Origin of the sequence: Roseicyclus sp., from assembly GCF_965662675.1 — a bacterium.
Taxonomy (GTDB): domain Bacteria; phylum Pseudomonadota; class Alphaproteobacteria; order Rhodobacterales; family Rhodobacteraceae; genus Roseicyclus.
Window position 1 is genome coordinate 46,108 of record NZ_CBFIIK010000007.1, and the last position, 7,588, is coordinate 53,695.

Genomic DNA, 7,588 nt, shown 5'->3' on the forward strand with positions numbered 1-7,588 from the left:
TCTAAAGCCGTAAATCAAGGCCCGATGCCGCCACCTGTAGGGGGGCGCCGATGACGGGGCTGAGGGAACGGTTGATCGGGTGATCATGCCCCTCTGGCGCGCGGGTATGTTCATCATCGCGGGGCTGTCGCCCACCTTGACCGCCACCTGAAATATCGACCGATGGCGCATCAAGGCCTTGGCGCGCGAACTCATCGGCCAAGAGCGAAAGATGGCGGCGCATCAGATCCGCGGTCTCGGGGCGTTCGGCGGTGATCGAAAGGGTCATCACGCCATTCACCTCGACAAGGCTAAGGCGGACACGGCCAAGCTCGGGCGGGTCGAGCGCGATATCGATCGGTCCACCAAGCTCGGCCTGAAGCTGTGCGGAGGCGGTGACGATTTGCTGGCTCGCGCTTTGGGCAAGCATGGGCAAATCCGGCGCGCCGGGACCAATCCGCACCGCCAATGCCGGGGCCGTACCATTTGCGAGGCTCAAGCTCGCATCGCTTGGATCACCCATGGCGCGCATGTCACGACCGGGCATGGAACCGAAAAAGGGGGCGACGCTTTCAGCCGGCATTCCTTGCGGGAGGGCCATGGGGATTTGCGCCGCTTGTGTCTGTGGCTGTGGCGCGGCGGGCTGCATCGGCGCGGGTATTGCGACGTTTGCGGGCATGGCCGCACCACCCCAAGCCTGTGCCGCGGGGTTTGTGACCACGCCGCTCTCGACTTGTTTGGGAAGGGCTGTCTGCTGGTCGCGCGGGGGAAGTGGCATTGCCGGGATCATTGGCTGTGGCTGGGTTGGCGCAAGGTCGGTCACGGCCCGTGACGATGGCGCGGGTCGCGGGCCCATCAGGGCAATCGACATGTCAGGAACGGATGCATGCGCCATTGGCGTTGCGATCGGCTGCGGCATAGGCGCGTGCAGTTGCGGCATTGGCAACGGGGGCGCGGACGCATGATCGGGCGCGATCCTGGTTGGGACAGGCACGGCCACATCGCTCGGCCCCTTGGTGACAACAGTTTGCGGGGCGACCATCACCGCGCTCTTGGCCACGGTAGGCGGCAAGGTCGGCGGTAAGCCCGGCGCGGGCGTGCGATCCGCAACTGCGCCCTTGGGCAACAGCAGATGATCGGACAGCAGGGGTGGATCACCCGGTAATTGTATAAGATCGCCTCCCATGGGGTATCTGGCTGGCACGGACGACCAAGGGCCATTGCCCTGACCCACCATGATCGCCGCTGGTGCGCTGGCGGGTGCCATCGGCGGCTTGGGTTGGGCATTGGGCGGGCTGCCGAAATCTACCACGGCAAGCCTTGCCGCTTTGGGCGCATCGCGCAGGGGTGGAACAAGTTCGGGTGGCGCTTCCATCATCGTCGCCATTGGCGCGGGCGCTATCGGCGCTTCACCATCCGAAAGCCGCATCAGCGTCGCTGCGGCGACGGGCTGGGTGGTCAATGTGGGCTTTGGCATGACGGGGCCGGTCACCGCCAGTTCAAAGACCGACCTCTCGGGACCATCGCGATCGGGGAGCGTGTTTTCTGACAACGCGGCCGCGTTGGGCATGCGCATGGTCGGATCGGATGGGGGAGACCACGCGACATCCACCAAAGGCGCGGAATCATCTGGCATTGGTGTATCTTGGGCGCGCGCAATCGCGGCAATGCTTGCCGGCACCACCAGCGACACCGCAGCCGATGCATCGGGCAAAGACTCGCCGGGTTTTGGCATGGATCGGTGTTGCGTCGACACCATTCCCGGCAAAGATTGGGGCATGGCCACGACCATTTCTGCATGCGCGCCGCCCTGATCGATCATCGGAATGGCGGGCAAGACGTCGAGGCGCGTGAATACGGCCATGAACGCCCCGTCTTTCCCGGGGTCGGGCAAGGTGTGTCTCTGGCGCGCGATCAAGTCGGGCATGGCCAAAGGGCCCTTGAACAGGTCATCCATTCTGGCTGTCCTCATTGCGGTCGGCGCCTTTTATGGGCCCATAGCTCCTTACGAATTCTTTACGCCCCGCTGTCAGATTGCCGCGAAATCGTTTTAATCCGAGGTAATCCCGTGACCGCCCCGATCGCGTCCGCCAGCGGCAGCTTGTCACTGCAACAAGGCAAAGACATCGACCAAACCGCCGCCTTGCGGGAGGTCGCCCAAGAGCTGGAGGCCAGTTTCCTCGCGGAAATGCTCAAACAGGCGGGCTTTGGCGAATCGCGCGACAGTTTCGGTGGTGGCGTGGGCGAGGAACAATTCGCCTCGCTCTTGCGGGCAGAACATGCACGCGCCTTGGTCGAACGTGGTGGCATTGGTCTGGCCCAGTCGCTTTACACGGCCCTCGTCGCGCGCGGCGACCACCTTGGCGGAGGGAACCAATGACACGCGATGCCGGCCCGATCGCAGCGTTGAGCTTGCTACTGGAACAACAGCGATCCGCCCTTTTGGTCGGTGATGTCGACGAGCTGGCCAAACTTCCCGAAAGGCTGGAGCTGGCCATGCACCAATTGGCCCGTGGCACGACCGATCCAGCGGCTTTGGCCGATCTGGCGCGGATCGCCGCGCGCAATGCCCGGCTTATGATGTCGGCGCGCGAAGGCTTGGCGCGGGCCAAGCGCGATGCCGCCCCCGCAACGCCGCTGACAACCTATGACGCGCAGGGACGCAAAGCAGCCAGCACGCCTCACGGCCAGCTGATCTCGCGGCGATGAGGCCGTTAAAATCCGCTGCAAAACGCGTGGCGAATTAGGCCATTGTTCACATCTGACGGGCGAATTTCGCTCTGCACCCGATCGGGTGGCGCACCGCCGAAGGACGGGGTGCAGGTGTCAGGATGACGCTTCGCCGGGGCTGTTCGCGGCCTCGATTTTCTTGGCGCCGAAATGCGCCGCGACCGAAAATAGGAAGGGGACACTATGTCCAGCATTCTGACCAACAACAGCGCCATGGTGGCGCTGCAAACGCTCAAATCCGTCAATTCGAACCTGCAAAAGACGCAAGCCGAGATTTCGACCGGGAAATCCGTCGCCAACGCGCGGGACAATTCCGCCGTATGGGCGATTTCCAAGGTGATGGAGTCGGATGTGAAAGGGTTCAAGGGCATCGCCGAAAGCCTCAGCTTGGGTGAATCCACCGTCGCCGTGGCCCGCACCGCCGCCGAGACGGTCACCGACCTTTTGACCGACATCAAGGGCAAGATCGTCGCCTCGCAGGAGGAAAACGTCGATCGCAGCAAGATCCAGACCGATATCGATGCGCTGCGCAGCCAGATCACATCGGTGATCGGCGCGGCCCAATTCAACGGGCTGAATCTTGTGCAAGGTACCGATGCGGTCAATGTGCTGTCTTCGCGCGACCCGGCGCGCGATGGCACGGTCACGGCGCGCAATATCACCGTGGACCGGCAAGACCTCACGACCGAGGCGGGCGACTTCGGCACGGCGGAATCGGCCGCCAACTCGGCGGGTTTCGCGACAGTCGGCACCGGCACGACCAATAGCGCGACGATGATCGCCACCACCGGCTCGACCCTGCAGATCGGGATCGGGGCGGCGAACGCCGAAACCTACAATATCACCATCGATGGCAATGAGTTCAGCTTCACCAGTGACGCCGATGGCACCACGGCCGAGGTTCAGGCAGGCTTTGCAGCCGCGATCAACGCACGCGGTATCGAGGGGCTGACGGTCGATATCGGCACGACCGACAAGATCATCTTGCGCAACACGAACGCCTTCAGCGATTTCTCGGTGACGGCAACGGCGGGCACAGCCACCAACCTTGTGGCTGAATCGATCAACGGCGCGACCGTTGCCGGGGCCGATGCGAACAATCCGCAATCGCTGGTGCAGCGGGCGACCACGATCAACTTCTCGGCCAGTGCCGCCGTGGAAGAGGGCCGCGGTTTCCAGGTCAATCTCGGCAGCGACAATTTCGTCTACGTCGCGGGCAATGGCGAAACCATGGAAGATGTCGCGCGCGGCCTGAAGACCGCCATCGACTCGGCCGGGGTAACGGGGCTGACCGCCGAGGTGCAGTATGATTCCGCCAATGATGCGTGGCGGCTGGCCATCGATGATGCCGAAACCGGTGGCGGTACGCTGACGCTGCTGGCCAACACCGGCGATGGCACGGCCTCGGGCGGGTTGTTCGGGCTCGACAATATCGACGTCACCAGCGATGCCGGCGCCGATGCGGCATTGTCCAACATCGAAACGCTGATCCAGAACTCCATCGACGCAGCCGCATCCTTCGGCTCGGCCGAAGGACGGATCGAGACGCAGTCCAACTTCGTCTCGAAACTGATGGATAGCCTCAAGGCCGGGATCGGCACGCTTGTCGATGCGGATATGGAGGCGGCTTCGGCCCGGTTGCAGGCGTTGCAGGTGCAACAGCAGCTTGCGACGCAGTCCTTGTCGATCGCCAATCAGGCGCCGCAGAACATCCTCGCGCTGTTCCGCTGATCTGACGATTCCGCGGGGAAGGCGACTTCCCCGCGGATACCGGACCAGACCCGCCACCAGACCCAGCATTCACAAGGACAGATCCCGTGACAGCCACCCAACTTGCCCATTCCGCCTATGCGGCCGCCAGCGCCCCGGTGCGCACCAGCCGCGGCAGCGAACACGCCATCTTCGAACGGGTGACGGCCCGCTTGAAGCGCGCCACCGATCCGAACGCGGATATCGCGCATCGCGCCGCGGCGCTTCATGAGAACCGCCAACTCTGGATCACGCTGGCAACCGATATTGCCGGACCAGAGAATGCCCTGCCCCAATCCTTGCGCGCCCAGCTTTTCTATCTCGCCGAATTCTCGCTGCTGCAAAGTGCGACCGCATTGCGCGATCCGACCGCGATCGAGGCGCTGATCGATATCAACAAGGCCGTGATGCGGGGCCTTGATGGCGTGGCGGATCCGGCATGAGTGGCCTGGTTCTCAAGCTTGGGCCGCGTGAACGGGTCTTGATCAATGGCGCCGTGGTGGAAAATGGCGACCGCCGCACGCGCTTGGCGATTCTGACGCCCAATGCCAATATCTTGCGCCTGCGCGACGCGATCCACCCCGAGCAGGTCAACACCCCTGTCCGGCGTGTCTGTTATATCGCGCAGCTGGTCTTATCGGGCGATATCGACTTCGCCGAGGCCAAGGGGCAACTTCTGCGCGGGATGGAACAGTTGAGTCAGGTCTTCACCGACCCCGACAGCCGCGCACAACTCGACCGCGCCACGGACTATCTCTCCGAGGGGCAGGTCTATCACATGCTCAAGGCGCTGCGCACCCTGTTGGCGCGCGAAGAACGCCTGATGGCCACGCGCGAGCATTAGGGCATGACGCCGCTCATCCCCTTGGGCGGCTATGCGGGCTGGCGGTTTCTGTCCGCCAGCCTCGACACACAGCTTGCGCGCTTTTCGCAAAGCCCGGTCGCAGCGCGCGACATGGATTATTTCCGTGCCGAGATCGGCAAGATCACCAGCGCCGAAGATCTGGTCGCCGATTTCCGCCTTCTGCGCGTGGCGCTTGGCGCTTTTGGGCTGCAAGACGACCTGCCCAACCGCGCCTTCATCCGTAAGGTCTTGGCCGATGGGGTCAGCGCCGATGGCGCGCTGGCCAACCGGCTGGCCGATAAACGCTATCGCGCCTTTTCCGAGGCTTTCGGATTCGGCGGCCCCCTGCCGCCGCGCACTGGCACGGCGGCCTTTGCCGACCGCATTCTCGCCCGCTTCGAACGACAGGAATTCGAGCGCGCGGTGGGTGAACAAAACCCCGATCTGCGGCTGGCGCTGAGTGCCGTCCGCGAATTGCCCGAGATCGCCGCCCGCGGTTTGCGCGACAGCACCGCTTGGCTGAGCGTGATGGGAAACCCGCCGCTACGCGCCGTGTTCGAAACAGCCTTTGGCCTGCCTAAATCCATCGGCACGCTCGATCTCGACCAACAGGTCAAGGCCTTTCGCGATGGGGCCGAGCGGCGCTTCGGCACCGCCGATTTCGCCCAATTCAACCAGCCTGACCGGATCGAGGATCTGATCCGCAGCTTCACCTTGCGATCAGAGGCGGCAAGCACACCCTCTCCACTGACACGCGGTTTCGTGGCATTGACGCTTTTGCAGTCCGCCCTGTGACGATCGCTCAATCCGACGATGCGCCCGTCATGGCGAACGACCGCGCGGATGCAGCGGGTTGGCCATCCTCCAGCAGCGCGTGAAGCTGGGCAAAGCTATCTTCCGGCGCGCACGCGGCGCGGGAAACAAAGCTGTCTAAACCCGGCCAAGCGGCGATGGCACGATCGGTCAAGGCATCATGGCCCGCCACGTAAAGCCCCGATTGCACCATCAACTCCGCCCGGTCATAGGCCCCCATCAATTGACGCGCGCGCGCGATGACCCGGTTCTCATCAGCCGTGGCCGCAGCCGGCAGGGCACGCGAAACCGAGCGCAGCACATCGATCGCCGGATAGCGCCCGCGTTCGGCGATCTCGCGGCTGAGAAGGACATGCCCGTCCAGCACTCCCCGCATCACATCGGCCAGCGGCCCTTCCATATCCGAGCCCGCCACCAGAACCGCAAGAACGGCCGTGATATCACCCTGCCCCGCAGCCCCGGGACCGGCCCGCTCGGCCAGCGCCATCACGCGCTGCGCCATGGAAGCGGGAAACCCATTGGGACCGAACGCCTCTCCGGCGGCGGCCGCGACCTCGCGCTGGGCCTCGGCGAAGCGTGTGATGGAATCGGCCAAAACCAGCACATGCCGCCCCTGATCCCGGAAATATTCCGCCACCGCCATCATCGTGAGCGCCGCGCGCGCGCGTGTCAGCGCGGGCCTGTCGGAACTTGCGGCGACCACGACCGACCGCGCCAACCCCTCGGGGCCCAAGGTATCGGCCACGAAATCACGCACCTCGCGCCCACGCTCGCCGATCAGACCGATCACGACGACATCAGCGACCATATTCTGCGCCAGCTGCGCGATCAGGCGCGACTTGCCCACGCCCGAACCCGCAAAAAGCCCAACGCGCTGTCCGCGCACGATCGGAAGGATGGTGTCGAACACCGCCAGCCCCGTCGCCAAGCGCGCGCCCAGCCCGCGCCGATCCGCCGGATGTGGCGGCGACGCCTCAAGAGGATAGGAAACAAGGCCGGGGAAAAGTGGCCTGCCATCCATGGGCTGCCCATCGGGATCGATCACCCGGCCCAGCCAGCTTGCATGCGGGGCGATCGTCGCAGGGCCGAGATGCGTTGCAGGCAGGCCAAGCCGTAACCCATCGCCCGACCCCTCTGGCATGACGGTACATCCCTCGGGGTCGATGCGCAGAACCTCGGCCATCAAGCTGTCGCCAAGCCGCATCCTGTCGCCAAGCGCCGCCACATGCCCCAAGCCCGTGACCACCACATGATCGCGTCCAAGGGCCGCGACCCGACCCACATGACGGGCCGGGCTGATCATGCGCAACCGCGCGCGCAAAGGGGCGAAGACATCGGTCGTCACGGGCGGTTCCTCCGGCCATCGCGGCCCCGGGGTGGGTCGCGTCACTTACGGTTTCTAAAGGAATCACCGTTAAGCATCCGTGTAGCCGAAATGGGAGAAACCCAGATGTTCGACAGGCTCGAGATTTT

8 protein-coding genes are annotated in these 7,588 nt (G+C 64.3%); 6 read left to right on the top strand and 2 right to left on the bottom strand.

Going from position 1 to position 7,588, the window contains the following annotated elements:
* Window position 1: 1 nt before the first annotated feature.
* The gene (locus ACTG4J_RS02990; RefSeq protein ID WP_439137015.1) at window positions 2-1,906 is read right to left on the bottom strand and encodes a flagellar hook-length control protein FliK; all 1,905 of its coding nucleotides are present in this window, start codon (window positions 1,904-1,906) and stop codon (window positions 2-4) included.
* 174 nt (window positions 1,907-2,080) lie between these two features.
* On the opposite strand from ACTG4J_RS02990, the gene ACTG4J_RS02995 reads away from it, so the two are divergent.
* The 6 genes from ACTG4J_RS02995 (at window position 2,081) to ACTG4J_RS03020 (ending at window position 6,097) form a co-directional block, all read left to right on the top strand.
* Window positions 2,081-2,359, top strand: coding sequence for a rod-binding protein (locus ACTG4J_RS02995; RefSeq protein ID WP_439137022.1), 279 nt, complete (start codon window positions 2,081-2,083; stop codon window positions 2,357-2,359).
* Window positions 2,356-2,688 (top strand): hypothetical protein, encoded by a 333-nt coding sequence (locus tag ACTG4J_RS03000; protein WP_439137016.1) that lies wholly within the window; start codon window positions 2,356-2,358, stop codon window positions 2,686-2,688. The genes ACTG4J_RS02995 and ACTG4J_RS03000 overlap by 4 nt, the downstream gene beginning before the upstream one ends.
* Before the next feature lie 204 nt (window positions 2,689-2,892).
* Entirely contained in the window at window positions 2,893-4,440 is a 1,548-nt protein-coding gene (locus ACTG4J_RS03005) for a flagellin N-terminal helical domain-containing protein (protein WP_439137017.1), read from the top strand.
* An 86-nt stretch (window positions 4,441-4,526) separates the two neighbouring features.
* On the top strand, window positions 4,527-4,901 hold the full coding sequence (flaF, locus tag ACTG4J_RS03010) for a flagellar biosynthesis regulator FlaF (protein ID WP_439137018.1): 375 nt from the start codon (window positions 4,527-4,529) through the stop codon (window positions 4,899-4,901).
* Window positions 4,898-5,302 (top strand): flagellar biosynthesis repressor FlbT, encoded by a 405-nt coding sequence (gene flbT / locus ACTG4J_RS03015; protein ID WP_439137019.1) that lies wholly within the window; start codon window positions 4,898-4,900, stop codon window positions 5,300-5,302. The genes flaF and flbT overlap by 4 nt, the downstream gene beginning before the upstream one ends.
* Before the next feature lie 3 nt (window positions 5,303-5,305).
* Window positions 5,306-6,097 (top strand): DUF1217 domain-containing protein, encoded by a 792-nt coding sequence (locus ACTG4J_RS03020; protein ID WP_439137020.1) that lies wholly within the window; start codon window positions 5,306-5,308, stop codon window positions 6,095-6,097.
* Window positions 6,098-6,104: 7 nt separating this feature from the next.
* On the opposite strand, the gene ACTG4J_RS03025 is transcribed toward ACTG4J_RS03020, so the two are convergent.
* Window positions 6,105-7,418: a FliI/YscN family ATPase gene (locus tag ACTG4J_RS03025; protein ID WP_439137023.1), complete on the bottom strand. Its 1,314-nt coding sequence runs from the start codon at window positions 7,416-7,418 to the stop codon at window positions 6,105-6,107.
* Between the last annotated feature and the right edge of the window lie 170 nt (window positions 7,419-7,588).

Bases quoted from the DNA above. Each gene is read 5' to 3' on its own strand.
- ACTG4J_RS03000 (WP_439137016.1), top strand. From the start codon at position 2,356: ATGACACGCGATGCCGGCCCGATCGCAGCGTTGAGCTTGCTACTGGAA.
- ACTG4J_RS03005 (WP_439137017.1), top strand. From the start codon at position 2,893: ATGTCCAGCATTCTGACCAACAACAGCGCCATGGTGGCGCTGCAAACG.
- flbT (WP_439137019.1), top strand. From the start codon at position 4,898: ATGAGTGGCCTGGTTCTCAAGCTTGGGCCGCGTGAACGGGTCTTGATC.
- ACTG4J_RS02990 (WP_439137015.1), bottom strand. From the start codon at position 1,906: ATGCCCGACTTGATCGCGCGCCAGAGACACACCTTGCCCGACCCCGGG.
- ACTG4J_RS03025 (WP_439137023.1), bottom strand. From the start codon at position 7,418: ATGATCAGCCCGGCCCGTCATGTGGGTCGGGTCGCGGCCCTTGGACGC.
- ACTG4J_RS03020 (WP_439137020.1), top strand. From the start codon at position 5,306: ATGACGCCGCTCATCCCCTTGGGCGGCTATGCGGGCTGGCGGTTTCTG.